The following is a 25,994-nucleotide window of genomic DNA, read 5'->3' as shown; positions in this document are numbered from 1 at the left end:
CGTGACCGCTGTCGTTTCCGCCATCGAGGCCGGACTGCCGGACCTGCTGGCCGACATCGAGGAGCTGGTCCGCACCGAGTCGCCCAGCGGGGACCTGGCCGCGGTCGTCGACTGCGCCCGCGTCGTGGCGAAGACGGGCACCCGGCTGACCGGTACGGCGCCCGAGTGGGTCGACGGCTCGGGACGGCCCGCCCTGCGCTGGCGCTTCGGCTCCGGCGACCGGGTGCTGCTGCTCGGCCACTTCGACACGGTGTGGCCGGTGGGTTCCCTGGCCGGACACCCCTTCGAGGTGGCCGGCGGGCGGCTCACCGGACCCGGCTGCTTCGACATGAAGGCCGGCGTGGTGCAGCTGTTCCACGCACTCTCGGTCCTCGACGACCTGGACGGGGTCTCGGTCCTGCTCACCGGCGACGAGGAGATCGGCGCCCCGACCTCGCGCACCCTGATCGAGGACGAGGCCCGCAGGACCGGCGCCGTACTCGTCCTGGAGGCGAGCGAGGGCGGCGCGCTGAAGACCGCGCGGAAGGGGATGTCCGGCTACGAGCTGACCGTCGCCGGACGCGCCGCGCACGCCGGCCTGGAACCCCACCGGGGCGTCAACACCACCACCGAACTGGCCCACCAGGTCCTCGCGCTGTCCGCCCTCGCCGATCCGGCGGCCGGCACCACGGTGACACCGACCGTGGCCTCCTCCGGCACCACCCGCAACACGGTGCCCGACACGGCCCGGCTCATGGTCGACGTACGCGTGGCGACCGCCGCCGAACAGGACCGGGTGGACCGTGCGGTGCACGGCCTCCCACCGGTGCTCGACGGCGCCTCGCTCACGTTCTCCGGCGGACCGAACCGGCCGCCGCTGCCGACGAGCGCCTCGGCCGAGCTGTTCGAACGCGCCCGTGGCCACTACGCGGAGCTGGGCTTCGGCCCGCTGCGCGGCGTGGCGGTCGGCGGCGCCTCCGACGGCAACCTCACCGCCGGAGTGGGCACACCCACGCTCGACGGCCTGGGCGCCGTGGGCGGCGGTGCGCACGCGGACGACGAGCACGTGATCGTCGCCGAACTGCCCCGCCGCGCGGCACTCGTCGCCACCCTTGTGGCCTCGCTGCTGCGCGGGGCGCCGGCCGCCCCCGGCCTGGTGGCACCGTGAACGGTACGCCGGCGGCCGTCGCGGCGGCCGCCGCGGAACAGGCCGCGCAGCGTGCGGGCGTCACCATCAGGTCGCTGCACGGCCTGGACGAGATGCGCGAGGCCTGCCGGGTACTGGACCGGATCTGGCGCCCCGATCCCGGAAACCCGCTGATCACCCCGGAGTTGCTACGGGTCTTCGCCCACTCCGGCAGCTATGTCGTCGGGGTCGACCGGGGCGGTCGGATGGCCGGATTCTGTCTGGGCTTCCTGGCCAGCGCCGGACTCCACTCGCACATCGCCGGGGTGGACGACAGCGTCCGCGGCCACAACGTCGGTTTCGCGGTCAAGCAGCATCAGCGGGCCTGGGCGCTGGAGCGCTCCATCACCACCGTCACCTGGACCTTCGACCCGCTGATCAGCCGCAACGCCTACTTCAACCTGGCCAAACTGGGCGCGGCACCCAGCGAGTACCTGGCGGACTTCTACGGGGCCATGCAGGACGAGGTCAACGCGGGCACCGAGACCGACCGGCTGCTGGTCCGCTGGGAACTGACCGGCGAACACGCCGTCGGATCAGCCGCGGGCACACCCCACATCGTCACCGCCGACGGCGCGGGTGCCCGCACCGTGGTCGCACTGGACGCCAAACCCGACGGCAGCCCCGTCGTCGGGCGGCAGGACGGCGACACCGTCCTGGTCCGGATCCCCGCCGAGGCCGAGGAACTGCGCCGGACCGACCCGCCCCTGGCCCGCGCGTGGCGGTACGCGCTGCGCGAGGTACTCGGCGGCCTGATGGCCGAGGGGCACACCGTCACCGGATTCACCCGGGACGGCTGGTACGTGATCGACAGACGTCAGGAGAGTCAGGCATGAAGCTCACAGGTGTGGAACTGCGCCGGATCGCGATGCCGCTGGTCGCACCGTTCCGGACCTCGTTCGCCACGATGACCACCCGGGAGATCCTGCTGGTCAGGGTCGAGACCGAGGAGCACGAGGGCTACGGCGAATGCGTCACCATGGCCGATCCGCTGTACTCCTCGGAGTACACCGCGGGCGCCGCGGACGTGCTGCGCAGCTATTTCGTCCCCGCGCTCGCCGCCCTGCCGACGCTCGACCCGTGGGCCGTCGCCCCGGCACTGGCCGCGTTCAAGGGCCATCGGATGGCCAAGGCAGCGCTGGAGACGGCGGTCCTCGACGCCTGGCTGCGCGCCCACGACCTGTCGATGGGCCAGTGGCTGGGAGCGACGGCCGAACGCGTGCCGGCCGGAGTGTCGGTCGGCATCATGGACTCGATCCCCGCACTGCTCGACACCGTCGACGGCTATCTGGCCGAGGGCTATCTGCGGATCAAACTGAAGATCGAGCCCGGCTGGGACGTGGCACCCGTGCGCGCGGTCCGGGAACGCTTCGGCGACGACGTACAGCTCCAGGTGGATGCCAACACCGCGTACACCCTCGCCGACGCCGCGCAGCTGGCCCGGCTCGATCCGTACGGGCTGCTGCTGATCGAACAGCCCCTGGACGAGGAGGACATCAGGGGCCACGCGGAACTCGCCCGGCAGGTCCGCACCCCCATCTGCCTGGACGAGTCGATCGTGTCCGCCCGTTCGGCGGCCGACGCCATCGCGATGGGCGCCTGCTCGGTCGTCAACATCAAGCCGGGGCGGGTCGGCGGCTATCTGGAGGCCCGGCGGATCCATGACGTGTGTGCCGCGAACGGTGTCCCCGTCTGGTGTGGAGGGATGCTGGAGACCGGTCTCGGCCGCGCCGCCAACGTGGCCCTCGCCGCACTGCCCGGCTTCACCCTGCCCGGCGACACGTCCGCCTCCGGCCGCTACTACCGGACCGACATCACCGAGCCGTTCACGCTGCGGGACGGTCATCTCGACGTGCCCCGCGGACCCGGGATCGGGATCTCCCCGATCCCCGGGCAACTGGCCGAGGTGACCGGATCGACGGAATGGATCGGCCGATGACCGGCCCCGGATCCCGGCCGGCCGGCCCCGCCGTGGACGATTCCCGATCAACTACCTTGTGAAGATGACGGAGCAGCCACGGGCCGTGCTCGGCCGGATCCTCAACGATCTCGGATCGACATTGATCGAAGTGCTGGCCGGGGAGGCGGACCCGGCCCGCACCGTCACCGGGGTGCTGATCCAGGACCCCCTGGACGAACCGGCGCGGCTGCCCGGCGCGGTGGTGCTCGGCGTCGGTGTGTACGGCGCCGGGCCCGTCGCCGCCCTGGTCGACCGGGCGGCCGGGCTGGGCGCGGCGGCCGTGGTGGTCCGGTCCCCGGTCCCGGTGTACGGAGCGGTGTCCGAGGCGGCCGCCCGCACCGGCGTGACCGTGCTCGGTCTGACGCCCGGCGCGTCGTGGGCTCAGGTGGCCGCGCTGCTGCGGTCGCTGCTCGCGGTCGACGAACTGGGCACGGTGGGCGGCCCCGAGGAGGCCGACGGCGCGGAGCCGCTCGCCGGGGACCTGTTCGCCCTGGCCAACGCGACGGCCGGGCTGCTGGACGGCCCGGTCACCGTGGAGGACCGGGGCGGGCGGGTGCTGGCCTTCTCCAGCCGGCAGGACGAGGGCGACAACGACCGGATCGCGACCGTCCTCGACCGCCAGGTGCCCGCCGAGAAACTGCGCGCACTGGAGGAACGCGGCGCCTTCCAGGCCCTCTACCGGAAGGAGGAACCCGTCTACGTCGACGGTCTCTCGGACAAGCCCCGGGTCGCGATCGCCGTCCGCGCGGGCGGCGAGATCCTGGGCTCGATCTGGGTCGTGGTCGACGGACCGCTGAGCGCCGACCGGACGCAGGCCCTCCACGAGGCGGCGAAGGTGGCCGCCCTGCACCTGCTGCGCCGTCGCACGGGAGAGGACGCCGAACGCCGGCTGCGCGCGGATCTGCTCGCCACGGTCCTGGAGGGCGGTACGCACGCACCGCAGGCCGCCGTACGGCTCGGCCTGTCCGCGCAGCCCGCCTGCGTACTGGCGCTCGCGGTCACCGGCGAACAGTACGCACCCGACCGGGTGGCCGCCGGCCACCGCGTGGCCGAGGCGCTCACCCTGCACCTGGCCGCCATCCACCCGCGTACCGCCACCGCCACACTCGGCCCGGTCACCTACGCGGTCCTGCCCGCCGGTTCGGACGAACAGGGGCTACGGGTGGCCGAGGCGTTCCTCGGCCGCATCGGGGCCCGGGTGCCCGCCGTCATCGGGATCGGCCGGCTCGCCGCCCGCCCCGTGGAGCTGCGCCGCTCGCGCGCCGACGCGGACCGTGCGCTGCGGGTCCTCGGCTCCGGCCGTACGCAGCGCAGGGCGGTCCGGCTGTCGGACGTCTACGCCGCCTCGCTGCTGGAGGAGCTGACGGACCGGATGGCAGCCGAGGACGATCTGCCGGACGGCCCCGTCATACGGCTGCGCGCCTACGACGCCGAGCACAACACGGCCCTCACGGAAACCCTGGACGCCTGGCTGAGCACCTTCGGTGACGTGGCCGCCGCGGCTGCCGCCGTGCACGTCCACCCCAACACCTTCCGCTACCGGCTCAAGCGGCTGGCCACGGTCGCGGGCATCGATCTGGACGACCCGGAGGCGAGGTTCGAAGCGATGCTGCAACTGCGGCTGAGACCCCAGCTCTCCTGAGGCGGATCACTCCGTCGGCGTGCCGCACGGAGCCACCCGGGCGCCGGGCGGACGGAATGATGCGAGAGTTTCCCGGAGCAGCGGGACACACGACACCCGTGTGTCCGGAAGCCGACGACGGGACAGATTTCATGCCTCTGCAGGGTGAGTACGAACCGAGCCCCGAACAGTGGGTCCGCGACCAGGTCGAGCTGTTCGAGGGATCCGGCGGCGCCGAGGGAACCACGATGCGGGGCATGCCAGTCATCATCCTCACCACCCGCGGGGCCAGGAGCGGCAAGATCCGCAAGACCCCGCTGATGCGGGTCGAGCACGACGGCACGTACGCCGTCGTCGCCTCGCTGGGTGGCGCCCCCAAACACCCCGTCTGGTACCACAACATCGTGGCCGACCCCCGGGTGGAACTCCAGGACGGCCCGGTCCGCCGGGACATGAACGCCCGTGAGGCCACGGGCGAGGAGAAGGCCCTGTGGTGGCAGCGGGCGGTCGAGGCGTTTCCCGACTACGCCGACTACCAGCGCAAGACGGACCGGCAGATCCCGGTCTTCGTCCTCGAACCGGCGGCCGCGGCGCACTGACGGCTGTCCACCGCCCACACGAGGAGCGCGAGCAAGCTGATCGCGGCGCCGAGCAGGCACACCGCGCCCCACCCGGCCATCCCGTGGACGGCCGTCGAGGCGAGGGCGCCCGCGGCGCTTCCGACCGAGTAGAAGACCATGTACCCGCCGATCAGACGGCTTCCGGCATCGGGACGGACCGCGTAGATCAGGCTCTGACTGGTGACATGGACGGCCTGCACGGCCAGATCGAGGACGACCGCGCCGATCGCCAGCGCCCACAGCGACTGCCGGGTGAGGGCGAGCGGGAGCCATGACACGGTGAGCAGGACCAGAGCGGTGCCGGTCGTCCACCCGGAAAGACCCCGGTCGTGCAGGCGTCCGGCCGGCGCGGCCGCCAGCGCGCCCGCGGCTCCCGCGAGCCCGAACGCCCCGATCGCGGTGTGCGACAGCGAGAGCGGGGGTTCGCTCAGCGGGAGCGCCACGCAGCTCCACAGGGTGCTGAACGCGGCGAAGACGAGCAGGGCGAGCAGCGCGCGGACCCGCAGCACGCGTTCCTCGGCGAACAGCGCGAGCGTCGAACGCAGCAGTCGTACGTACCGCATGGGGGCCGGCGGTGTCGACCGGCGCGGCAGTACGCGGCACAGGGCCAGGGTGAGTGCGAGGGTCAGCGCGGCCGAGGCGAGGTAGACCGTTCGCCAGCCCGCGAGGTCGGCCAGCACGCCGGAGACCGTGCGGGCGAGCAGGATCCCGATGACGATTCCGCTGGTGACCAGGCCGACCGCGCGGCCACGCCGGTCCGGGGCGGACAGCGACGCCGCGAAGGCCACGAGCGTCTGGGTCACCACGGCGAGGAAGCCCACGGCGGCCAGGGCTGCCAGCAGGACCGGCGCGGTGGCAGCCGTACCGACGGCTACGAGCGCCGACGCGAGCAGCGCCAGCTGGGTCACGACGAGGGTCCGCCGGTCGGCCAGATCGCCCAGCGGCACCAGCAGGAACAGCCCGAGGCCGTAGCCGATCTGGGTGAGGGTCACGACGATGCCGATGGTGGCCGCGCCGATCCGGAACTCCTGGCCCAGGGTGACCAGGAGGGGCTGCGCGAAGTAGACGTTGGCCACCGCCGCACCGGAGGCGACAGCGAAGAGCACGGTGGTACGTCCCGACAGGGCGGGTGCCGGTGCCGGTGTCCCGCCGCTCGTGTCCGAGGTCCTGGTGGTTCTCTCGTCGCCGGTCACGGGTCCCCCTCGATCGATGTGGTTGCAAGTTGCTACCGAATGGACGCTAGCGCCGACTGGTAGCATGTTGCAACCGATGGGGTGAAGGGGAAACGGCATGGTGAAGCGGACACGTCTCGACGACAGCGACTGCCCGGTGGCCCGCTCGGTCGACGCGATCGGCGACTGGTGGTCGCTCCTGATCGTCCGTGACGCGTTCGACGGCAGCCGCCGCTTCGGGGAGTTCCAGCGCAGCCTGGGCATCGCGAAGAACATCCTCTCGGCGAGGTTGCGCGAGCTGGTCGGGGGCGGGATTCTCGACCTGGTCCCGGCGGACGGCGCCGGCGCCCGCCACGAGTACGTGCTGACGGACCGGGGCAAGGACCTCTTCCCGGTCATCGTGGCGCTGAGGCAGTGGGGCGAGGGCCACTACTTCGAGCCCGGCGAACCGCACTCGGAGATGGTCGACCTGCGCCACGGCCGTGCGCCCCGGGCGCTGGAGGTCCGCGCGGCCGACGGGCGTCTGCTCGGACCGGACGACGTCACGGTGCGGAAGGTCGAGCGGCCCGGAGCGCCGGGAGGCGAGTAGCCCCGGACGGGCGATCACGACGCGCGTCCACCCGCCCCCGCGCGCTCCAATGGACGGGTGACCGCGCCCCCGGACGACTGCCTAGCGCGCAACGAGTGGCTCTGCGGGGCCTATCTCTCCAGCCGTCGCGAGATCCTCTGGGACGCCGTCGTGCAGCACGTCCAGCTCACCGTGGTCTCCGTACTCATCGGGCTGGTCCTCGCCGTTCCGCTCGCCCTCGTGGCACGGCACCGGCGCTGGGCGGCGGGGCCCGTACTCGGTGTGACGACCGTTCTCTACACCGTGCCGTCGCTCGCCATGTTCTCGCTGCTGCTGCCGGTGTACGGACTCTCCGCCTCGCTCGTCGTCGCGGGGCTCGTGCTCTACTCGCTCACCCTCCTCGTACGCAACATCCTCGCCGGGCTGCTCGCCGTGCCCGAGGAGACCCGGCAGGCCGCACGAGGCATGGGATATGGCCCGCTGCGGCTGCTGCTCGCCGTGGAACTGCCACTCGCGCTGCCCGCGGCCATGGCCGGACTCCGGATCGCGACCGTCTCCGCCATCTCCCTGGTCACGGTCGGCGCGATCGTCGGCTACGGCGGGCTCGGCAACCTCATCTACTCCGGGATGAACACCTACTTCAAGGCCCAGGTGCTCACCGCCTCCGTCCTCTGCGTCGTCATCGCCGTCGCCGCCGACCTGCTGCTGCTGTTCGCACAACGGGTGCTGACCCCATGGACCAGGAGGCAGCCGTGAACACCCTCGCCGACGCCTGGTCCTGGCTCACCACCTCCGCGAACTGGTCCGGTGACGGCGGCATCTGGAACCGGCTGGGCCAGCACCTCTTCCTCACCGTCGTCTGTCTGCTCATCAGCTGCCTGATCGCGCTGCCCGTCGCCCTGGTCCTCGGCCATCTCGGCAAGGGCGGCGCTCTCGCCGTCAACATCTCCAACATCGGCCGGGCCGTGCCCACCTTCGCCGTGCTGGTGCTGCTCCTGCTCACCCCGATCGGCGGGCACGGCGAATGGCCGACCGCCATCGCCCTCGTCCTCTTCGCCGTACCGCCGCTGCTCACCAACGCCTACGTCGGCATGCGGGAGGTCGACCGCGACGTCGTGCGCGCGGCCAGAGGAATGGGCATGACGGGCAGACAGCTGATGCTGGGTGTCGAGGTGCCGCTCGCCCTCCCGCTGATCCTCACCGGCGTACGCATCGCCGCCGTCCAGCTCGTCGCGACCGCCACCCTCGCGGCACTGGCCGGGGGCGGTGGCCTCGGCCGCATCATCACGGCGGGCTTCAACCTCGCCTCCACCGCGCAGGTGGTCGCCGGGGCGGTGCTCGTCGCGGTCTTCGCGCTGATCGTCGAAGGGCTCTTCGAGGCGGGCCGACTGCTCGTGCCCGGCCGGCTCCGCGGCGGAGGATCCGGATGAGGCCGGCAGGCGCCGTCCCCGCGCTGCTGGTGCTGCTCTCGGCGGCCGCCTGCACCACCGGCCCCTCCCTGGAGAACCAGGGTGAGGTCACCGCACCGCCGGGCGACAGCAAACACCTCACCATCGGCTCCGCGGGCTTCACCGAGAGCGATCTGCTCGCCCAGATGTACGCGCTGCTGCTGAACCGGGCCGGCTACTCCACGAAGATCATCTCCGTCACCAACCGGGAGATCTACGAACCGGCGCTGGAGAGCGGCCAGATCGATGTCGTGCCGGAGTACGCCGCGACCTTCGCCGACTGGCTGAACGCCAAGAAGCACGGCGCCGACGCCGCCCCGGCCGGCTCGCCCGACCTCGCCGCCACCATGAAGGCGCTGCGCGCGCTGGCCGCACCCCGTGGCCTCACCGTTCTCGACCCCGGGCGCGCCGTCGACCAGAACGCCTTCGCGGTCGCCGCCCCGTACGCGACCGGGCACCGCCTCAAGACTCTCAGCGACCTGGGAAGGTCCGGGTTGCCCGTACGGCTGGCCGCCGGCGACGAATGCGTGCAGCGCCCCTACTGCGCACCCGGGCTGAAGAAGACGTACGGCATCCGCATCACCGCCGTGGACCCCAAGGGTGTCGGCACCACCCAGGCCAAACAGGCCGTCCAGAACGGTCAGGACCAGATGGTCCTGACCACCACGACCGACGCCACGCTCGACAACTTCGGGCTCGTCCTGCTCACCGACGACAGGCACCTGCAGAACGCCGATTACCTCGTCCCCGTCGTCAACCGGTCCCGGGCGGGCAGCGAAGGCGTCCGAGCGGCACTGGGCAGGCTCAACACCGTACTGACCACCGCCGACCTGGCCCGGCTCGACGAGCAGGTCGACAGCTGGCGGCGGCTGCCCCAGGACGTGGCACGCAACTACCTGGAGTCCAAGAACCTCGTCCCGCGCGGATGACCGCCGCCCCCGCCGTCAGGCCGTCAGCTTCCCGGGAAGCCAGCCCAGCTGCACCGCCTGCTGGAACGGGCCGCCGCCCTCGTGATCGTTGAAGTCGTACACCTCGATGGTCTTGTCCTGGTGGGTGTAGGCGTTGAAGGCGGCGAAGACGGTCGAGGGCGGGCAGGTCATGTCCTCCAGGGCGGTCGAGAACAGCGCCGGCGCGCGCCCGCGTGCGGCGAAGTGCACCCCGTCGAAGTAGGACAGCGTGGCCCTCGCCCGGTCGGCCCGGCCGCGGTGCGTTTTGAGGTAGTTGCCCACCTCGCGGTACGGGGTCCGGTCGGTGACGGTGAGGGCGCGGGGGAAGTCGCACAGGAACGGGACGTCCGGCGCGATCGCCACGAGGTCGGGTATCAGACCGCCCACGGCGAGCGTGATGCCGCCGCCCTGGCTCTCGCCGATGGCCGCGGTGCGCGCCGCGTCGGCCAGCGGGTGCGAACGCGCCGCCTCCACCGCACGCACCGCGTCGGTGAACACCCGCCGGTAGTAGTACGACTCCGGGTCCTCGATGCCCCGGGTCATGAAACCGGGGAACGCCGGGGCGCTGCCCACCGGGTCCGGGGTGTCGCCGACGAGCCAGCCGCTGCCCTGGCCCCGGGTGTCCATCACGAAGTGGGCGAATCCGGCCGAGGCCCAGAGCAGATGCGTGTGCGCCAGGCCCCGCCCGCCGCCGTAACCGATGAACTCGACCACCACCGGCAGCGGCTCCGTGGTGCCCGCCGGGACGACGAACCAGCCCTTGACCGGGTGACCGCCGAAGCCCGCGAAGGTCACGTCGTACACGTCGACGGTGCTCAGCCCGGTGCCGGCGCGCAGTTCGAAACGGGCGTCGAGGTCGTGGGACCGGGCCTCGTCGAGCGTGTTCGACCAGAACGCGTCGAAGTCCTCCGGCTCCACCGACCCGCTGCGGTAGTCGCGCAGCCGGTCGAGCGGCAGATCGAACAGGGACATGGGGGACCGCCTTCTTCGCGGGGATGGTTGATCACACCGTACGGGTGCGCGCGGTGAAGAAGTCGTGCCCGCCCCCTTGACCGGCGCCCGGCCGACCCTCACAGTACTCGTTAATGCGCATTAGTAATACGCATTAATCAATGTGAGGAGCCATGGTGGAGGAACCCAGGAAGCGGGCCAGGCCCGGCCGTTCACCCGCACCGGCGGGCCGCACGGCCCGCCCGCGCCAGGCGGAGGTCGCACGGCTCGCCGGGGTCTCGCAGGCCACGGTCTCGCTGGTGCTCGCGGACAAGAGACAGGGGCCCGCGATCTCGGAGGAGACCAGGCAGAAGGTCCTGGAGGCGGCCCGCAGTCTCGGTTACGTCCCCGACCCGGCGGCCCGCAGGCTGGCGGCGGCGCGCAACAACCTGCTGGGGGTGTTCAGCTTCACCGCGACGTTCCCGACCGATGTGCAGCACTCGTACTACCCGTTCCTGGTGGGCGTGGAGCGGGAGGCCGCGGAGCGCGGCTACGACCTGGTGCTGTTCACGGGGTCGAGCACCGGCGGCGCGGGGGCCACCGGGCCCGAAGCGCTGAGCCGGGTCCGCCTCGCCGACGGCTGTCTCTTCCTCGGCCGCCACGCGCCCGTCCAGGAGCTGGGCCGGCTGGTCGCCGACGGATTCCCGGTGGTCCACCTCGGCCGCCGGGACGAGCCGGAAGGTCTGCACTGGGTCGGCGCCGACTACGTGAGCGCCGCCCGCGAGGTCGTCGGCCACCTCGCGGGCCTCGGGCACCGCCGGATGGTGCTGATCCGCGAGGACGACGAGGCGCCCGCCTCCACCGACCGTGAACAGGGCTTCCTCGAAGGGCTGGAGGCAGCCGGCCCGGCCGGTGGCCCCGAGAGCGTCTTCCGTTCCGCGGACCCGGAACGCGACCTCACCCCCGAGCGGCTGCGGAGCTGGCTCGCCGACGGCGTCACCGCGTTCGTCGCCGAGGAGACCGACACCGGAGCCGCCTGGCGCGCCCTGCGCCGGGCGGTCGCCGACGCCGGGATCGACTGCCCGCGCGACGCCTCACTGGCGCTGCTCGGCAGTCCGCCCGCCGACCTGGCGGACGGACCCGAACCCACCGGTTTCGACATCCCCCGCACCCGGCTCGGCGCGGCCGCCGTCCGCATGCTCGCCGCTCTGGTGGCGGGGGAGGAGGCCACCGAACCCCTGGTCGCCTGCGCCTTCCGGCCCGGCGTCACATCGGGACCGCCGCCCGCCGCCGAAGACCACTGACCGACCGCACCACCCGTACGCACAGCTCAAGGAGACCCGTGATACCCGAACCGGACATCCTCGTCGTGGGCGCCGGACTCGGCGGCGTCGCCGCCGCGCTCGCCGCCTGCCGCGCCGGACGCACCGTCGTCCTCACCGAGGAGACCGACTGGATCGGCGGCCAGCTCACCTCCCAGGCCGTCCCCCCGGACGAGCACCCGTGGGTGGAGCAGTTCGGCACCACCGCCTCGTACCGCACGCTGCGCGAGGGCATCCGCGCGTACTACCGCCAGTGGTACCCGATGCGTTCCGAGGCCCTCGCCCTCACCGGCCTCAACCCGGGCGCCGGACGTGTCAGCAAGCTCTGCCACGAGCCGCGCGTCGCGCTCGCCGTGCTGGAGGCGATGCTGGCACCGCACCTGGCGGCGGGCCGCCTCACCCTGCTCACCGGGCACCGGGCCGTGGCCGCCGAGACGGACAACGATGTCCTCCAGGCCGTCACCCTGGAGAACCTGCGCACCGGCGACCGCACCACTGTCGCCGCCCGCTACGTCGTCGACGCCACCGAGACCGGTGAACTCCTCGAACTCGGCGGTGTGGAGCACGCCATCGGTGCCGAGGCGCGCGGCGAGTTCGACGAACCGCACGCCCCCGAAGAGGCCCAGCCGCTCAACCAGCAGGGCATCACCGTCTGCTTCGCGGTCTCGCACCACGAGGGCGAGAACCACACCGTCGACCGTCCCGCCGACTACGACTTCTGGCGCTCCTACCGCCCCGGCTTCTGGCCCGGCCCGCTCCTCGGCTTCCAGGCGCCCGACCCCCGCACTCTGGAATCCGTACCGCGCACCTTCGTCCCCAACCCGGACGTCGATCCGCTCGCTGTCAGCGCCGACCAGAGCGCGGACGCGGGCGACAAGGAGCTGTGGGGCTTCCGCCGTATCCTCGCCCGGGGCATGCACCGCGCCGGCGCCTTCGACTCCGACATCACGCTCGTCAACTGGCCGCTCAACGACTACTGGCTCAAGCCGCTGATCGGTGCCGGTGACGAGGTCTCCGCCCAAGCGGTCGCCGAGGCGCGGCAGTTGTCGCTCTCGCTGCTGTACTGGCTCCAGACCGAGGCCCCCCGCCAGGACGGCGGCACCGGATTCCCCGGACTGCGGATCCGCCCCGACATCACCGGCACCGACGACGGCCTCGCCAAGGCCCCGTACGTACGCGAGTCCCGCCGGATCAAGGCCGTCACCACCGTCACCGAGCAGGACGTGTCGATCGACATCGTCGGCCCGCACGGCGGAACACGCCACCGGGACGCGGTCGGCGTCGGCAGCTACCGCATCGATCTGCACCCCTCCACCGGAGGCGACAACTACATCGACATCGGCTCGGTCCCGTTCGAAATCCCGCTCGGCGCCCTCGTGCCGCGCCGCGTCCGCAATCTGCTGCCCGCCGGAAAGAACATCGGCACCACCCACATCACCAACGGCTGCTACCGGCTCCACCCGGTGGAGTGGAACATCGGCGAGGTCGCCGGTGCCCTGGCCGCCCACTGCCTCACCGAGGGCGTCGAACCGCAGCAGGTCCAGTCCGAGGACAAGCGGTACGAGGCGTTCGCCCGGCTCCTCGACCGCGACGGGGTCCAGCGCCACTGGCCCGACGTGCGCGGCTACTGACCGAAGGCGCCGAATCCGTGAACCGCCGGGTGGGACAGCTCCACCTGTCCCACCCGGCCCGCCCGCGCATCAACCCACCCGCACAAGGAGGTGCCCAGCCATGACCACCCACCGCATCCGCGTCGGTATCGACGTGGGCGGAACCTTCACCGACGCCGTGGCCGTCGACGCCACGACCCTCGAACTGCTGGGGCAGGTGAAGGTTCCCACCAGCCACCACCACGAGGACGGCGTCGCCCACGGCATCGTCGAGGCACTCGACCGGCTGCTGGAACAGACCGGCCGCGCCGCCGAGGACGTCGCTTTCCTGGCCCACGGCACGACACAGGCTACCAACGCCCTGCTGGAGGGCGACGTCGCCACCGTCGGGCTGATCGGCATCGGAACGGGACCCGGCGCCGTGCTCACCCGCCGGCTCGCCTCGCTCGACCGGCTCGAACTCGCCCCGGGCAAGCGGCTCCCGCTCTCCTACGCCCATGTGGCCGACCCCGAGGACGCGGACGAGGTGCGCACCGCCGTCGACGCCGTCACCCGGGACGGGGCCCAAGTCCTCGTCGCCAGCGAGCCGTTCGGCGTCGACCGGCCCGAGGGCGAGCAGGCGGTCCTCGAAGCGGCCCGCCCGCGCGGACTGCCGATGACGGCCGCCCACGAGATCACCTCGCTGTACGGACTCGCCAAGCGGACCCGTACCGCCGTGGTCAACGCCGCGATCCTGCCGCGCATGCTCGCCACCGCCGACCTCGTCGACGCCTCCATCACCAAGGCCGGGGTGAACGCGCCGCTGATGGTGATGCGGTGCGACGGCGGCGTCATGTCGCTCGACGAGATGCGCAGACGCCCGTTGCTGACCGTGCTCTCCGGCCCCGCCGCAGGAGTCGCGGGCGCGCTGATGCAGGAACGGATCAGCGAGGGCCTCTTCCTGGAGACCGGCGGCACCTCCACCGACATCAGCGTCGTCCGCCGCGGCAAGGTCGCCGTCCGGCACGCCACCATCCTCGGCAAGGCGTCCTACCTCTCCGCGCTCGACGTACGGACCGTCGGCGTCGGCGGCGGCTCCATGGTGAGGATCGGCGGCGGCAGGGTCGTCGGCGTCGGGCCCCGCAGCGCGCACATCGCCGGACTGCCGTACGCCTGCTTCGCCACCCTCGACGAACTGCGCGACGCACGCGTCACCACCGTCCGGCCGATGGCCGGCGACCCCGACGACTACGCCGTGATCGACGCGGCCGGCGGACGGTACGCGATCACGATGACCTGCGCGGCCAACGCGCTGGGCCGGGTGCCCGAGGGCGACTTCGCCCGCTGCGACCAGGACGTGGCCCGCGCCGCCCTGGCCCCGCTGGCCGCCGCACTGTCCACCGATGTCGGGACGGCGGCCGCCCGGCTCCTCGACGCGGGAACCGAACAGGTCAGGGCCGTCACCGACACCATGATCCGCGACTACCGGCTGGACAAGGACACCGCGGTCCTCGTCGGGGGCGGTGGGGGCGCCGCGTCCGTGACCCCGCACCTGGCCTCCGTCACAGGCCAGGAGGGCCGGATCGCCCGGCACAGCGAGGTCATCAGCCCCATCGGGGTCGCCCTCGCCCTGGTCCGCGAGCAGATCGAGCGGATCATCCCGGGCGCCGGACAGGAACAGATCCTCGCCGTCCGCGCCGAGGCCGAGGCGGCCGTCGTCGCCCAGGGCGCCGCCGCCGACGGAGTGGAGGTGGAGGTGACCGTGGACCCGCAGACCAGCACGGTACGGGCGGTGGCCACCGGCGCCACCGAACTGCGCACCCAGGACCGCGCCCACCGCGCCGACGGGGACGAACGGCTGCGCGCCGCCGCGGCCAGCCTCAAGGCCGACCCGACGGACGTGAGCATCCTCGCCACCACCCCCGCCCACACCGTCTACGGCACCGAGATCCGGCGCCGCTTCCGCGCCACCCGGCATCCCGTCCGGGTCGTCGACGCCGACGGCGTCGTCCGGCTGCACGCCCCCGACGCCCTGGTCGCGTCGACCACCGTCGCCGCCGCCCCCGAGACGCTCGCCCGGCTCGTCGGCGAGGCCACCTCGTACGGCGACGGCGGGGTCCGCGCCCCCGCCCTGCGGCTGCTTCTCGGCTCCCGCATCGCCGACCTCTCCGGCGTACTGGATCCGCAGCCCCTGCTGGCCCTGGCCCGCAGCGAACTCGGCACCCGCGCGGCGGACGAGTCCGTGATCGCGGTCGTCGAGGTACGGACATGACCGCGCCCGTCGATCTCGCCGCCACCGACGACATCGAATTCGGAGTGCGGCTCCTGGCGGCCACCCCCACGCACGAAGGGCGCGACCGCGAGCTGTTGCGTCACTGGGCCACCGTGGCGACGGAGTTCGGCGCCCGGCTCACTCCCGCCCCGTCCCGTGCCCGCGTCGTCGAACGCGACGGCGGGCTGGAACACGGCCTCCTCGCCCGCTACACCTCACGCCCCGCGACCGTCGAGCTGTACACCGACACCCTCGCCCGCGCCGAGGCCCTGGTCGACGAGAACGGCTGGCGCCACTGGTACCCGGTGGGCTCGGTGCGCGCCGCGGCGCTCGCGCACGAGGCCGTCCACGAACAGCTCCACCACGGCCCGGCGAGAGCAGCGCTGAAGCAGGCACTCGGCCATCTGGTGCTGCGGGTGGGACGCCGACGCCTCTACGGCCATGTCGCCGGGGCCGAGGAGATCGCCGCCCACGCCCATGCCCGCACCGCCTGTCGACTCGGCCGCAGCCCACTGCTGCTGACCGCCGCGCTGGCCACGGCCGGCCAACACCACACCACTGCCCCGCACGGAAGAGAGAAGTAACGCCATGGGCGTCGTCATCCTCCTCGTCATGGCGGCCGGTGTCGCCGCGATGCTCACCCGGAAACTCCCCACGGCCTTCGCGCTCGTCGTCCTGGCCGTCGTCATCGCCCTGGTGGCGGGCGCACCGCTCACCGGCGAGAACAGCGTCCTGGACACGGTCCTCCAGGAGGGCGCACCCGCCCTCGCCGCCACCATGATCGCCATCCTGCTCGGCTCCTGGCTCGGCAAGCTCCTGGACGAGACCGGCATCGCGGGCACCCTCGTCCGCAAGATCGTCGAATTCGGCGGCGACCGCCCGGTCGTGGTGGCCCTCGGCGTCCTCGCCGTCTCCACGCTCGTCGGTACGGTGACGGGCTCCGCGCCCGCGGCGATGCTCGCCGGAATCATCGGCATCCCGGCGATGATCGCCGTCGGCATCCCCAAGGTCACCGCGGCCGGCACGATCCTCATGGGCATCGCGGCGGGCATGCCGTTCGAGCTGCCCGTCTGGCAGTTCTTCTCGACGGCACTCGAACTGCCCGTCCCCACCGTGCGCGGCTTCATGATCAAACTGTTCCCGTTCGCGCTGGCCGCCGCGGTCCTCTTCGTCCTCGTCGAGTCCCGCCGCCGCGGCGTCGAGCACGCCTGGTCCGCCAAGTCCCTCGCGTCGAAACCGCGTTCCGGCCGACGCGCCCGGCTCGGCGACGCCCCCTGGTACGCGCTGCTCACCCCGGTCGTGCCCCTGGTCCTGGCCCTCGGCCTCGACGTGGCGATCATTCCCTCGCTGCTCGCGGGCGTGCTGTACTGCCTGGTCACCACCACCCGGCCGCGCGAGATGAACAAGCGGCTGCTGCGCACCCTCTACGGCGGCTTCGAGGTGGCTGCCGCACCGATCACCCTGTTCATCGCCATCGGCATCCTGCTCGCGGCGGTGAAGCTGCCCGGAGCGATCGAGGCGCTCGAACCCCTCGTCAAGGCGGTCAGCCCGCAGAACGCGGTGCTGTTCGTACTCGTCTTCACCGTTCTCGTGCCGCTCTGCCTCTACCGCGGACCGCTCAACGTCTTCGGTCTCGGCGCGGGCATCGCCGGTGTCCTGATCGCCGCCGGAATCTACCCCGCGACCGCGGTGCTGGGCCTGGCCACCTCGTACAACCAGGTCTTCGGCGTCGCCGACCCCACCAGCACCCAGACCGTGTGGAGCGCGCAGTACGCGGGCGTCACCCCGCAGCAGGTGATGGTCCGCACCCTGCCCTACGTCTGGGCCGTCGCCCTCGGCGGCTTCTGCGTGACGGCCGCCACCTACCTCTGAGACGTTCACCCACCTCCCGGGACGGAGCCCACCATGAACGAGTCGCAGACGAATCCGCAGAACGAGTCGCAGACGAATCCGCAGGACGAGCCGGGAATGGGCCTCCGCCTCTTCCTGCGCTCGGCCGCAGCCGCCGGAACGGTCCTCGCCGTCGGCACCACCACGACCGGCACCGCGGCCGCCGCACCCGCCGGCTTCCCCGACCACCGGTACGTCAGGACACTGCTCAAGCCCTCGGATCCCATTCCGACGCCGTGAACGTCGGGGGCCCGCATCTGCTCACCCGGAACGGCAGCGCGTACGCCGTCTGCAACACCGACAAGGAGAGCGGTGGCAACCTCCTGATCACCGAGGCCGGCAACGACTTCTCCCGCCGCAAGCACCTGGGCCTGTTCCACGACTCGCTCTCCGGCGCACCGGACAACGGGCGCAGCGCGGCACCGAGTTTCGGGACGCAGGACGGGGCGGCGTACATGGTCTACGAGGCGGGTGAGCGGCTCAAGGGGGTCATCGCGGTGGCCCGCGCGGTGTAAGGGCGCAGGGTGTGGGCGGATCGCGGGCGGGCCATGGGAAGGGCGTGGGAGGTCCGCGGGAGGTCTGCGGGCGGGCCGAAAAGCCGTTGCCCGCAGGCCGGCCGCCTGCGATCCTCCTTCCCATGTCCGACAACGATCCAAGCCGTTCGCACCAGGTCGAGGCGCTCTTCTCGCGCGGCCGTCTGACGGCGATCCCCCGGAAGACGGCCCGTCGAGAGCAGTTGCTCGTCCACCTCACCGAGACGCTCTTCGAGCAGGACCGGATCTACACGGAGCGAGAGGTCAACGAGGCCCTGCTCACGGTGCACGAGGACTGCTCAGCGCTGCGCCGCTACCTGGTCGTCGCCGGTCTGCTGGTCAGGCCCAAGGACGGCAGCAGCTACCGGCGCGGGCGGTAGTACCGGCCGCGCCCGCCCCTACGCGTCCGCGACCGAGTCGAAGGGCACCTCGTCCCGGGCCACGCCCCGCGCGTCCGCGTCGACCGAGCGGCGCAGCGCCTCGTGGAGCTTGGCCGGTGTCAGCACACCGAGGAACCGCGCACCGTCCAGGACCGCGACCCACCCCGCGTCGTGCTGAAGCATCTCGCTGAACGCCTGCTTCAGCGGGGCGCCGACCGGCACCCAGGCATCCATTCTGCGGGCCAGCTCGCCGACCGTGCCGTGCTCGCCCGCGATCCGCAGCGCGTCCGCCGCCACCCAGCCGTGCAGTTCGCCCTCGCCGTTCAGCACCACTGCCCAGCGGGCACCCGCGGCACTGAGCCGTGCCGCCGCCGTGCGGGCCGGCTCGTCCAGCCGGGCGACCGGCGGCTCTTCCAGGTCCTCCGGCTCGATGGTGGTGACCGAGAGCCGCTTCAGGCCCCGGTCGGCGCCGACGAACCGTGCCACGTACGGGGTTGCGGGAGCCCCGAGCACGGCGCCCGGGGTGTCGAACTGCTCGATGCGCCCCGCCCCGTAAACCGCGATGCGGTCGCCCAACCGGACCGCCTCCTCGATGTCATGGGTGACCATCAGGACCGTTTTGCGGACCGTCGCCTGGAGGCTCAGGAATTCGTTCTGCAGCCGCTCGCGCACCACCGGGTCGACCGCGCCGAACGGCTCGTCCATCAGCAGCACCGGCGGATCAGCGGCCAACGCCCTTGCCACACCCACCCGTTGGCGCTGTCCGCCGGAGAGCTGCGCGGGGTAGCGGGAACCGTACGTCTTCGGATCGAGGCCCACCAGATCCAGCAGCTCGGCCGCCCGCTTCCGGGCCCGCGCCCGCTTCCAGCCGACCAGCGCGGGCACGGTCGCGGTGTTGTCGAGGACCGTGCGGTGCGGGAAGAGACCGACTTGCTGGATGACGTAGCCGATCCGGCGGCGCAGCTTCACCGGGTCGACGCCGGAGATGTCCTCGCCGCCGACGAGGATCCGGCCCGAGGAAGGTTCGATCAGCCGGTTCACCATCATCATCGTGGTCGTCTTGCCGCAGCCGGACGGCCCGACGAGGGTGACCAGCTCGCCCTCGGCGACCTCGAAGGAGAGCTCGTCGACCGCGCTCGTGCCGTCCGGATACACCTTGCCGACCTGTTCGAACCGGATCATGCCTGCACGGTAGGAGCCGTCCGGGCGTCGCGCACACGGGCCGCGACCGTCCGTGTCGGGGCCGTGTGCTGAACTGTCCGTGGCACATCTGATTCAGGAGCACCTTGTGAGCAGCTACCGGCACCCCGGCATCGTCTTCACCGACCGCTATTTCACGGTCCCGCTCGACCACAGCGATCCGGGCGGTGAGCAGATCGAGGTCTTCGGCAGACAGGCCGTGGCGAGCGGCCGGACCGGCGAGGAGCTGCCGTGGCTGGTCTACCTGGAGGGCGGTCCCGGCTTCGGTGCCCGGCGTTTCATCGGCACGGAGGCCTGGCTGGGGCGGGCCGTGCAGGAATTCCGGGTGCTGCTGCTCGACCAGCGCGGCACCGGCCTCTCCACCCCCGCGAACCGGCAGACCCTGCCGCTGCGCGGCGGCCCGCGCGAGCAGGCCGACTACCTCACCCACTTCAGGTCCGACAGCATCGTGCGCGACTGCGAGCTGATCCGCCCGCAGCTGACCGGCGGCGAACCCTGGACGGTCCTCGGCCAGTCCTTCGGAGGTTTCTGCGCCGTCCGCTATCTGTCGGCCGCCCCCGAGGGGCTCAAGGCCGTACTGATCACCGGCGGCCTGCCCTCCCTCGACGCACACGCCGACGACGTGTACCGCGCCGCCTACCCGCGGATCGAGCGCAAGGTCGCCGCACACTACGCCCGCTATCCGCAGGACGTCGAGCGCGCCCGGGAGATCACCGCCCATCTGCTGGAGCACCCCACCGACAGCGCCGGACACCGCCTGACGGCCGAGGGGTTCCAGTCCCTCGGCATCATGCTGGGCGGCGGCAGCGGCAGTCACCAGTTGCACTACCTGCTGGAGAACGCCTTCGTCCGCACCCCGCACGGCAGCGAGCTCTCCGACACCTTCCAGGAAGCCGTGCGCACGGCCGCCTCGTTCGCCGGGCACCCGCTGTACGCACTGCTGCACGAGGCGATCTACGGCCAGGACGGGCGGCCCACCGACTGGTCCGCCGAGCGGGTGCGCGGGGAATTCCCGCAGTTCGACGCGGCCGCGGCGCTCAAGGGCGACGGCCCGGTGCTCTTCACCGGTGAGAGCATCCACCCCTGGCACTTCGAGGTGGACCCGGCGCTGCGCCCGCTGCGCGAGACCGCCGGACTGCTGGCCGCCCGCACCGACTGGGCGCCGCTGTACGACTCCGAGCGCCTGGCGGCCAACCAGGTGCCGGTCGCGGCGGCCGTCTACCACGACGACATGTACGTCGACACGGAACACGCGCTGCGCACGGCGGCGTCGATCCGGGGCCTGCGTACCTGGGTGACCGACGAGTACGAGCACGACGGGCTGCGCGCGGGCGGACCGCGGGTGCTGGACCGGCTGCTGGCCCTGGTCCGGGACGAAGTCTGACCGTTCCCGTGAGCGGGGAGCCGGTCGGTCGGCTCCCCGCTCACGGCTTCACAGGTGTCAGCTCTGAAGGGCGTGCAGCGTGTCGTCCAGGCTGGTCGCCGAGCGCGGGGCCCTGTTGTACGGCAGCTTCGACAGAACCGCCGCCATGCCGCACGTGTTGGTCACGGCGGAGAACACCAGGCCGGAGCCGACCCCGGCGGAGATCCAGCGCGTCGCCGGGAACCGCACCCCGGCGAGCAGGCCGGCCACCACGAGCGAACCGGCGGCGAGCCGGACCTGACGCTCCATCGGCCAGGTCGCGCGGGCCCCGGCGGGGTGGTCGAGATCACGTCCCTCGCCCTCCCAGGCAGAGGTGCCACCGGAGAGCGTCATGGCGTCGATGTCGGCGGCGGCGAGGATGTCGCAGGCCCGGGTGGAGCGGACGCCGGAGGCGCACACCATCAGCAGCGAGCCACGGGCCGCGGCGGACTTCAGCGCGGGCACGGCCTCGGAGAGGCGGTCCAGCGGGATGTTCAGCGCACCGGGCACATGCCCGGAGGCGTACTCGCCGGGGGCCCGCACGTCGATCACGGTGAACTCCGCGAGACGGGCCGAGGCCTGGGCGGGGGAGAGGGAGGCGGGGCTGGGCACGAGCAGTTTTTCCTTTCGTCCACCGGGGGGGCGGGAGGGACTCGGTCCGCTGTTTCCCGGTCGGGATAGAATACCCCTTGGGGTATCAGGAGGAGGAAGCAGTGGAACTCGACATGGCGGCCGACGAACTGAAGTCGGTTCTCAACCGCCTTCGCCGCGCGCAGGGCCAGCTCGCCGGGGTCATCAGGATGATCGAGGAGGGCCGGGACTGCGAGGACGTGATCACGCAGATGGCGGCCGTGTCCCGGGCGCTCGACCGGGCCGGTTTCGCGATCATCGCGACGGGTCTCCAGCACTGCATGGCCGACGGCGGCAGTGAGCCGGAGGACCGGGACCGGATGCGGGCACGGCTGGAGAAGCTCTTCCTCTCGCTGGCCTGAGCCGGCCGGGGGCGGCGCCGTGGCGTGGTCCATGCCGCGGCGCCGATGAGCATGAACACGGCCACGGTCGGCAGTGCCGTGCCGAAGCTCCGTTGCGGGGCGGCCGTGGACACCTTCGCGGCGAGCCGCAGGCCGTCCCCGGCGCCGGGCACCGCCGTGGCTGTGGGCGGGGCGGTCGTCGCCCGGCCACCGCATCGGCGATCGCCGCCCGCGTGCCCCGTCCGCCAGGGATCGCGGGACAGCCTCTACCCTGCGGGCATGACGGAGCAGCTGGAACCCATGCCCACGGACTGGCGGCGCGCCCTGGCCGTGGTCGCGCACCCCGATGATCTGGAGTACGGCTGCGCGGCGGCGATCGCCGGCTGGACCGACGAGGGCCGCGAGGTCTCCTATCTGCTCGCCACCCGTGGCGAGGCCGGCATCGATACGCTGGCGCCGGAGGAATGCGCACCGCTGCGCGAGCGGGAGCAGCGGGCGAGCGCCGCCGTCGTCGGGGTCCGTGAGGTGGAGTTCCTGGATCACCGCGACGGCGTGATCGAGTACGGTCTCCCGTTGCGCCGGGACATCGCCGCCGCCATTCGCAGGTACCGCCCCGAGCTGGTCATCACGCTCAATCACCGGGACACCTGGGGCGGTGTCGTCTGGAACACCCCCGATCACCGGGCGGTCGGCCGCGCGACCCTGGACGCAGCCGCCGACGCGGGCAATCGTTGGATCTTTCCGGAACTCGCGGAGTCGGGGCTCCGGCCGTGGAACGGGGTGCGGTGGGTCGCGGTCGCCGGGTCGAGCGCGCCCACCCATGCAGTCGACGCGACGGCCGGTCTTGAGCGTTCGGTGGAGTCGCTGCTGGCGCACCGGACGTACATCGAAGCGCTGACGGACGAGGACCCCGAGGCGTACTGCCGAAGCTTCCTGACCGGTCATGCGCGGGTCGAGGGCGAGCGCTTCGGTGGCCGTCCGGCCGTCACGTTCGAACTGTTCACCCGCTGACCCCGGTCCGGCGTGTGTCCGGCAATCCGACCGTACGTGTTCGGTGGCGCGCATACGCGGGTACCGCTTTGGAAGATAAAACCGCAGGTCCGCGAGTCGATGTTGTCCAGACCATTGACATGTAAGCGCCACGATGTTGAATTCGGTGTTGTTCTGCTGCGCGACTCCGATGACTTGAGTGATCAATGGAGGACCTGTGACGCCTCGCCCACCCCGTCTCGCCGCGCTCGGCACGGCGGCGACCCTGCTCGTCGGCGGTCTGCTGACCGCCGTCCCCGCCGCCCAGGCGGCCGGCAGCACCCGCGCCGCCACCCCGGCGAAGGCCGCGGCCGGCCGGCCGGTCCCGGCCATCACGCCGACCCCGCAGTCCGTGAAGCCTCGGACCGACCGGGTCACCATCAGCCCGACCGTCACTGTGGTGGCGGGCGAGACCTCCGATGAGTCCGCCATGCAGGTCGTGGAGAGCGCGCTGCGCCGGGCCGGTGCCCAGCGTGTCGTACGCGCCGACAGACCCGCCCGGAACGGTCTCACCGTTTATGTCGGTGACTCCGCCGCGCTCGCCGCGCAGCGGATCGACGGCCCGGCCGCGCTGCCCGCCGACGGTTACGTGCTCGGCATCGGCGCAGGCCGCGTCGTCCTCGCGGGCAAGGACACCACGGGCACGTACTACGCCGCGCAGACGCTGCGTCAGGTCCTGCCGGACGCCGGGCATCCGGGGGCGCAGGTCGCCGGGCTCGCGGTGCGCGACTGGCCGGGCACCGCGCTGCGCGGTGTCATCGAGGGCTTCTACGGCACCCCGTGGTCGCACGAGGCCCGGCTCGACCAGCTCGACTACTACGGCGAGCACAAGATGAACATCTACGTGTACTCGCCGAAGGACGACGCGTACCTCCGCGCGAAGTGGCGCGACGCCTACCCGGCCGGAAAGCTGGATCGGATCAAGGAGCTCGCCGACCGGGCCGCGCAGCGCCATGTGGAGTTCACCTACGCGCTCTCGCCGGGGCTCTCCGTCTGCTACAGCTCGGACGCCGATGCCAAGGCGCTGGTCGACAAGTTCCAGACCATCTGGGACATCGGAGTCCGTACCTTCGCCGTGCCGCTCGACGACATCAGCTACACCGACTGGAACTGCGCCGAGGACAAGGCGAAGTGGGGGACCGGCGGCGGTGCGGCGGGCGCGGCGCAGGCGTATCTGCTCAACCGCGTCAAAAAGGAGTTCATCGCCACCCACCCGGGCGCCCAGCCGCTCCAGATGGTCCCGACCGAGTACTACAACGTCGCCGCCTCGCCGTACAAGAAGGCGCTGTCCGAACAGCTCGACCCCGATGTCCTGGTCGAGTGGACGGGTGTCGGCGTCGTCGCGCCGACCATGACCGTCGCGCAGGCGGAGGCAGCCCGTACGGTCTTCGGCCACCCGATCCTGACCTGGGACAACTACCCGGTCAACGACTACGCGACGAACCGGCTGCTGCTCGGCCCGTTCAGCGGGCGGGAGAAGGGCCTGCCGGGCAAGCTGGCCGGGATCACGGCGAACCCGATGATCCAGCCGTACGCCTCGAAGCTCGCGCTGTACACCGTCGCCGACTACGCGTGGAACGACGCCGCGTACGACCCCCGCACCTCGTGGGGCGAGGGGCTGAAGGAGTACGCGGGCGGCGACCCGCGCACCCAGCGGGCGCTGCGGGCCTTCGCCGACGTGAACTACAGCTCGGCCCTCAACAAGGACCAGGCACCCGAACTGGCGGCGGAGTTCGGCCGCTATTGGAAGTCCGGTGACGCCTCCCGGCTCGCCTCCGTGCTCGGCGAGCTCGGTGCGGCCCCCGGCCGACTGCGCGACGGCCTCCCGGACCGCGGCTTCGTCGCCGACGCCGGACCCTGGCTGGACGCCACCGGGTCCTGGGCCACCGCGGCCCGTACCGCCCTGCGCATGGTCGAGGCGGCCCGCGCCGGAAAGGGCGCGCAGGCCTGGGAGCTGCGACAGCAACTGCCCGCGCAGGTCGGCGAGGCGAAGTCCTTCACGTACACCGGGCTCGACGGACGCGAGGTGCCGGTCCTCGTCGGCGACGGCGTCCTGGACCGGTTCGTCGACGCGGCGAACGCCGAGCACGACCGGATCCTCGGCGTGAGCGGCAGGCCCACGGCCTCGACGAACCTGGGCACGTACCAGAGCAACTCCGTCGCGCGGATGCTCGACGGCGACGACTCCACCTACTTCTGGAGCGACGGGGCGCCCGCCGCGGGCGACGGGGTCACCGTGGACCTCGGCCGGGTCCGCGACATCGGCTCCATCACCCTCGCGATGGGCAAGCCCGGCAGCACCGAGGACTACCTCCACCAAGGGGTGCTCGAGTACTCGGCCGACGGGCAGAAATGGCAGCAGCTCACCGCGTTCTCCGGAAAGCCGGACGTCAGCGCGGCCGCGCCCGCCGGAACACAGGCGCGCTACGTGCGGGCGCGGGCGACCGCGGGCCAGGACAGCTGGCTCGTGGTACGGGAGTTCAGCATCCCGACGGACGAGGGATCGGTGACCGGGGGGCCGCCCGCCGAGGCCGGATCCTCGCTGCGCGCGGCGTCGGACGGGGACCCCGGCACCGTCTACCGGGCGGCCCGCGCGCCGGAGGCCGGGGAGACGCTGGAACTGGGGCTGGTCGCCGCGCGCGGCGTGCCTTTCGTCACCGTCCTCCAGCCGGCCGGGTCCGCGGCCCGCGCCGACATCCAGCTGCGGGGAACCGACGGAGCCTGGCAGACCGTCGGCACGCTCGACGGTCCGTACACCCGGGTCGACACGGCGGGCCGCACGGCCGACGCGGTGCGGCTCGTGTGGCACGCCGGTTCGGCGGCACCGCGGATCGCCGATGTGGTGGTGGCCGGCCAGGGCTGAGCCCCGCACCCGGAACCGTTCCGCGCCCGGTCCGGCCCGAGGAACTTCGGGCCGGACCGGGCGCACCCATGTCCGGGTCCGGCTGGAACCGGCACCGGCAGGTTGTTCCCAG

24 protein-coding genes and 1 pseudogene are annotated in these 25,994 nt (G+C 72.3%); 21 read left to right on the top strand and 4 right to left on the bottom strand.

The window, feature by feature from the left end:
* The first annotated feature begins 1 nt into the window (after position 1).
* The 5 genes from OHA19_RS04150 to OHA19_RS04130 all read left to right on the top strand — a co-directional run bounded on the left by OHA19_RS04150 (position 2) and on the right by OHA19_RS04130 (position 5,345).
* The gene (locus tag OHA19_RS04150; RefSeq protein ID WP_405719854.1) at positions 2-1,147 is read left to right on the top strand and encodes a M20 family metallopeptidase; all 1,146 of its coding nucleotides are present in this window, start codon (positions 2-4) and stop codon (positions 1,145-1,147) included.
* On the top strand, positions 1,144-2,001 hold the full coding sequence (locus OHA19_RS04145; protein ID WP_405719856.1) for a GNAT family N-acetyltransferase: 858 nt from the start codon (positions 1,144-1,146) through the stop codon (positions 1,999-2,001). The genes OHA19_RS04150 and OHA19_RS04145 overlap by 4 nt, the downstream gene beginning before the upstream one ends.
* Entirely contained in the window at positions 1,998-3,104 is a 1,107-nt protein-coding gene (gene menC, locus OHA19_RS04140) for an o-succinylbenzoate synthase (protein WP_405719858.1), read from the top strand. The genes OHA19_RS04145 and menC overlap by 4 nt, the downstream gene beginning before the upstream one ends.
* Positions 3,105-3,168: 64 nt before the next feature.
* Positions 3,169-4,767 carry a PucR family transcriptional regulator gene (locus OHA19_RS04135; protein ID WP_405719860.1) on the top strand — a complete coding sequence of 533 codons (1,599 nt, stop codon included), beginning with the start codon at positions 3,169-3,171 and terminating at the stop codon, positions 4,765-4,767.
* Positions 4,768-4,898: 131 nt separating this feature from the next.
* Complete coding sequence (locus tag OHA19_RS04130; protein ID WP_405719862.1) at positions 4,899-5,345, top strand: nitroreductase family deazaflavin-dependent oxidoreductase; 447 nt, start codon at positions 4,899-4,901, stop codon at positions 5,343-5,345.
* On the opposite strand, the gene OHA19_RS04125 is transcribed toward OHA19_RS04130, so the two are convergent.
* Positions 5,279-6,559, bottom strand: a complete 1,281-nt coding sequence (locus tag OHA19_RS04125; protein ID WP_405719864.1) for an MFS transporter — start codon at positions 6,557-6,559, stop codon at positions 5,279-5,281. The two genes, OHA19_RS04130 and OHA19_RS04125, sit on opposite strands and share 67 nt — an antisense overlap.
* A 97-nt stretch (positions 6,560-6,656) precedes the next feature.
* On the opposite strand from OHA19_RS04125, the gene OHA19_RS04120 reads away from it, so the two are divergent.
* From OHA19_RS04120 to OHA19_RS04105, 4 genes are read left to right on the top strand one after another with little or no spacing between them, the layout of a single operon-like run.
* Positions 6,657-7,127 carry a winged helix-turn-helix transcriptional regulator gene (locus OHA19_RS04120; RefSeq protein WP_405719866.1) on the top strand — a complete coding sequence of 157 codons (471 nt, stop codon included), beginning with the start codon at positions 6,657-6,659 and terminating at the stop codon, positions 7,125-7,127.
* A gap of 57 nt (positions 7,128-7,184) precedes the next feature.
* Positions 7,185-7,862 (top strand): ABC transporter permease, encoded by a 678-nt coding sequence (locus OHA19_RS04115; RefSeq protein ID WP_405719868.1) that lies wholly within the window; start codon positions 7,185-7,187, stop codon positions 7,860-7,862.
* Positions 7,859-8,536 carry an ABC transporter permease gene (locus tag OHA19_RS04110; protein WP_405722058.1) on the top strand — a complete coding sequence of 226 codons (678 nt, stop codon included), beginning with the start codon at positions 7,859-7,861 and terminating at the stop codon, positions 8,534-8,536. The genes OHA19_RS04115 and OHA19_RS04110 overlap by 4 nt, the downstream gene beginning before the upstream one ends.
* On the top strand, positions 8,533-9,483 hold the full coding sequence (locus OHA19_RS04105) for an ABC transporter substrate-binding protein (protein ID WP_405719870.1): 951 nt from the start codon (positions 8,533-8,535) through the stop codon (positions 9,481-9,483). Before OHA19_RS04110 ends, OHA19_RS04105 begins: the two co-directional genes overlap by 4 nt.
* Before the next feature lie 15 nt (positions 9,484-9,498).
* On the opposite strand, the gene OHA19_RS04100 is transcribed toward OHA19_RS04105, so the two are convergent.
* Entirely contained in the window at positions 9,499-10,473 is a 975-nt protein-coding gene (locus OHA19_RS04100) for an acetylxylan esterase (RefSeq protein ID WP_405719872.1), read from the bottom strand.
* A gap of 152 nt (positions 10,474-10,625) precedes the next feature.
* Between OHA19_RS04100 and OHA19_RS04095 the strand changes: the two genes are divergently transcribed.
* From OHA19_RS04095 to OHA19_RS04060, 8 genes and pseudogenes are all read left to right on the top strand, one after another.
* On the top strand, positions 10,626-11,735 hold the full coding sequence (locus OHA19_RS04095) for a LacI family DNA-binding transcriptional regulator (RefSeq protein ID WP_405749417.1): 1,110 nt from the start codon (positions 10,626-10,628) through the stop codon (positions 11,733-11,735).
* A 38-nt stretch (positions 11,736-11,773) separates the two neighbouring features.
* A complete protein-coding gene (locus OHA19_RS04090) occupies positions 11,774-13,384 on the top strand; it encodes an FAD-dependent oxidoreductase (RefSeq protein ID WP_405719876.1) in 1,611 nt (536 codons plus the stop codon).
* A 100-nt stretch (positions 13,385-13,484) separates the two neighbouring features.
* On the top strand, positions 13,485-15,614 hold the full coding sequence (locus OHA19_RS04085) for a hydantoinase/oxoprolinase family protein (RefSeq protein ID WP_405749415.1): 2,130 nt from the start codon (positions 13,485-13,487) through the stop codon (positions 15,612-15,614).
* Complete coding sequence (locus OHA19_RS04080; RefSeq protein WP_405719880.1) at positions 15,611-16,198, top strand: hypothetical protein; 588 nt, start codon at positions 15,611-15,613, stop codon at positions 16,196-16,198. The genes OHA19_RS04085 and OHA19_RS04080 overlap by 4 nt, the downstream gene beginning before the upstream one ends.
* A 4-nt stretch (positions 16,199-16,202) precedes the next feature.
* A complete protein-coding gene (locus OHA19_RS04075; protein WP_405719882.1) occupies positions 16,203-17,486 on the top strand; it encodes a transporter in 1,284 nt (427 codons plus the stop codon).
* Between the two features lie 33 nt (positions 17,487-17,519).
* On the top strand, positions 17,520-17,744 hold the full coding sequence (locus tag OHA19_RS04070; protein ID WP_405722207.1) for a hypothetical protein: 225 nt from the start codon (positions 17,520-17,522) through the stop codon (positions 17,742-17,744).
* A pseudogene (locus OHA19_RS04065) lies at positions 17,735-18,019 on the top strand (hypothetical protein); the annotation flags it as partial. The gene OHA19_RS04070 and the pseudogene OHA19_RS04065, both read left to right, overlap by 10 nt.
* A 122-nt stretch (positions 18,020-18,141) precedes the next feature.
* Positions 18,142-18,417 (top strand): DUF2087 domain-containing protein, encoded by a 276-nt coding sequence (locus tag OHA19_RS04060; RefSeq protein ID WP_405719884.1) that lies wholly within the window; start codon positions 18,142-18,144, stop codon positions 18,415-18,417.
* 18 nt (positions 18,418-18,435) lie between these two features.
* On the opposite strand, the gene OHA19_RS04055 is transcribed toward OHA19_RS04060, so the two are convergent.
* Positions 18,436-19,599: an ABC transporter ATP-binding protein gene (locus OHA19_RS04055; protein ID WP_405719886.1), complete on the bottom strand. Its 1,164-nt coding sequence runs from the start codon at positions 19,597-19,599 to the stop codon at positions 18,436-18,438.
* Positions 19,600-19,705: 106 nt separating this feature from the next.
* Here OHA19_RS04055 and OHA19_RS04050 point away from each other — a divergent pair, with 106 nt between their 5' ends.
* Entirely contained in the window at positions 19,706-21,001 is a 1,296-nt protein-coding gene (locus OHA19_RS04050; protein WP_405719888.1) for an alpha/beta fold hydrolase, read from the top strand.
* 57 nt (positions 21,002-21,058) lie between these two features.
* On the opposite strand, the gene OHA19_RS04045 is transcribed toward OHA19_RS04050, so the two are convergent.
* Positions 21,059-21,631, bottom strand: coding sequence for a rhodanese-like domain-containing protein (locus OHA19_RS04045; RefSeq protein ID WP_405719890.1), 573 nt, complete (start codon positions 21,629-21,631; stop codon positions 21,059-21,061).
* A 101-nt stretch (positions 21,632-21,732) separates the two neighbouring features.
* Between OHA19_RS04045 and OHA19_RS04040 the strand changes: the two genes are divergently transcribed.
* The 3 genes from OHA19_RS04040 to OHA19_RS04030 all read left to right on the top strand — a co-directional run bounded on the left by OHA19_RS04040 (position 21,733) and on the right by OHA19_RS04030 (position 25,882).
* The gene (locus tag OHA19_RS04040; protein ID WP_124720304.1) at positions 21,733-22,011 is read left to right on the top strand and encodes a metal-sensitive transcriptional regulator; all 279 of its coding nucleotides are present in this window, start codon (positions 21,733-21,735) and stop codon (positions 22,009-22,011) included.
* A 258-nt stretch (positions 22,012-22,269) separates the two neighbouring features.
* Positions 22,270-23,001: a PIG-L deacetylase family protein gene (locus OHA19_RS04035; protein ID WP_405719893.1), complete on the top strand. Its 732-nt coding sequence runs from the start codon at positions 22,270-22,272 to the stop codon at positions 22,999-23,001.
* Between the two features lie 196 nt (positions 23,002-23,197).
* Positions 23,198-25,882, top strand: coding sequence for a beta-N-acetylglucosaminidase domain-containing protein (locus OHA19_RS04030; RefSeq protein ID WP_405749413.1), 2,685 nt, complete (start codon positions 23,198-23,200; stop codon positions 25,880-25,882).
* The last annotated feature ends 112 nt before the right edge of the window (positions 25,883-25,994 follow it).

The sequence above is a fragment of the Streptomyces sp. NBC_00012 genome (assembly GCF_045040875.1).
Classification (GTDB): domain Bacteria; phylum Actinomycetota; class Actinomycetes; order Streptomycetales; family Streptomycetaceae; genus Streptomyces.
The sequence above is the reverse complement of the archived record's forward strand: the minus strand, read 5'-3'. Positions and strand labels throughout refer to the sequence as shown.

Coding starts and splice junctions, on each gene's coding strand:
- menC (WP_405719858.1), top strand. CDS start 1,998: ATGAAGCTCACAGGTGTGGAACTGCGCCGGATCGCGATGCCGCTGGTC.
- OHA19_RS04035 (WP_405719893.1), top strand. CDS start 22,270: ATGACGGAGCAGCTGGAACCCATGCCCACGGACTGGCGGCGCGCCCTG.
- OHA19_RS04075 (WP_405719882.1), top strand. CDS start 16,203: ATGGGCGTCGTCATCCTCCTCGTCATGGCGGCCGGTGTCGCCGCGATG.
- OHA19_RS04080 (WP_405719880.1), top strand. CDS start 15,611: ATGACCGCGCCCGTCGATCTCGCCGCCACCGACGACATCGAATTCGGA.
- OHA19_RS04060 (WP_405719884.1), top strand. CDS start 18,142: ATGTCCGACAACGATCCAAGCCGTTCGCACCAGGTCGAGGCGCTCTTC.
- OHA19_RS04095 (WP_405749417.1), top strand. CDS start 10,626: ATGGTGGAGGAACCCAGGAAGCGGGCCAGGCCCGGCCGTTCACCCGCA.
- OHA19_RS04130 (WP_405719862.1), top strand. CDS start 4,899: ATGCCTCTGCAGGGTGAGTACGAACCGAGCCCCGAACAGTGGGTCCGC.
- OHA19_RS04135 (WP_405719860.1), top strand. CDS start 3,169: ATGACGGAGCAGCCACGGGCCGTGCTCGGCCGGATCCTCAACGATCTC.
- OHA19_RS04070 (WP_405722207.1), top strand. CDS start 17,520: ATGAACGAGTCGCAGACGAATCCGCAGAACGAGTCGCAGACGAATCCG.
- OHA19_RS04085 (WP_405749415.1), top strand. CDS start 13,485: ATGACCACCCACCGCATCCGCGTCGGTATCGACGTGGGCGGAACCTTC.
- OHA19_RS04105 (WP_405719870.1), top strand. CDS start 8,533: ATGAGGCCGGCAGGCGCCGTCCCCGCGCTGCTGGTGCTGCTCTCGGCG.
- OHA19_RS04120 (WP_405719866.1), top strand. CDS start 6,657: ATGGTGAAGCGGACACGTCTCGACGACAGCGACTGCCCGGTGGCCCGC.
- OHA19_RS04100 (WP_405719872.1), bottom strand. CDS start 10,473: ATGTCCCTGTTCGATCTGCCGCTCGACCGGCTGCGCGACTACCGCAGC.
- OHA19_RS04055 (WP_405719886.1), bottom strand. CDS start 19,599: ATGATCCGGTTCGAACAGGTCGGCAAGGTGTATCCGGACGGCACGAGC.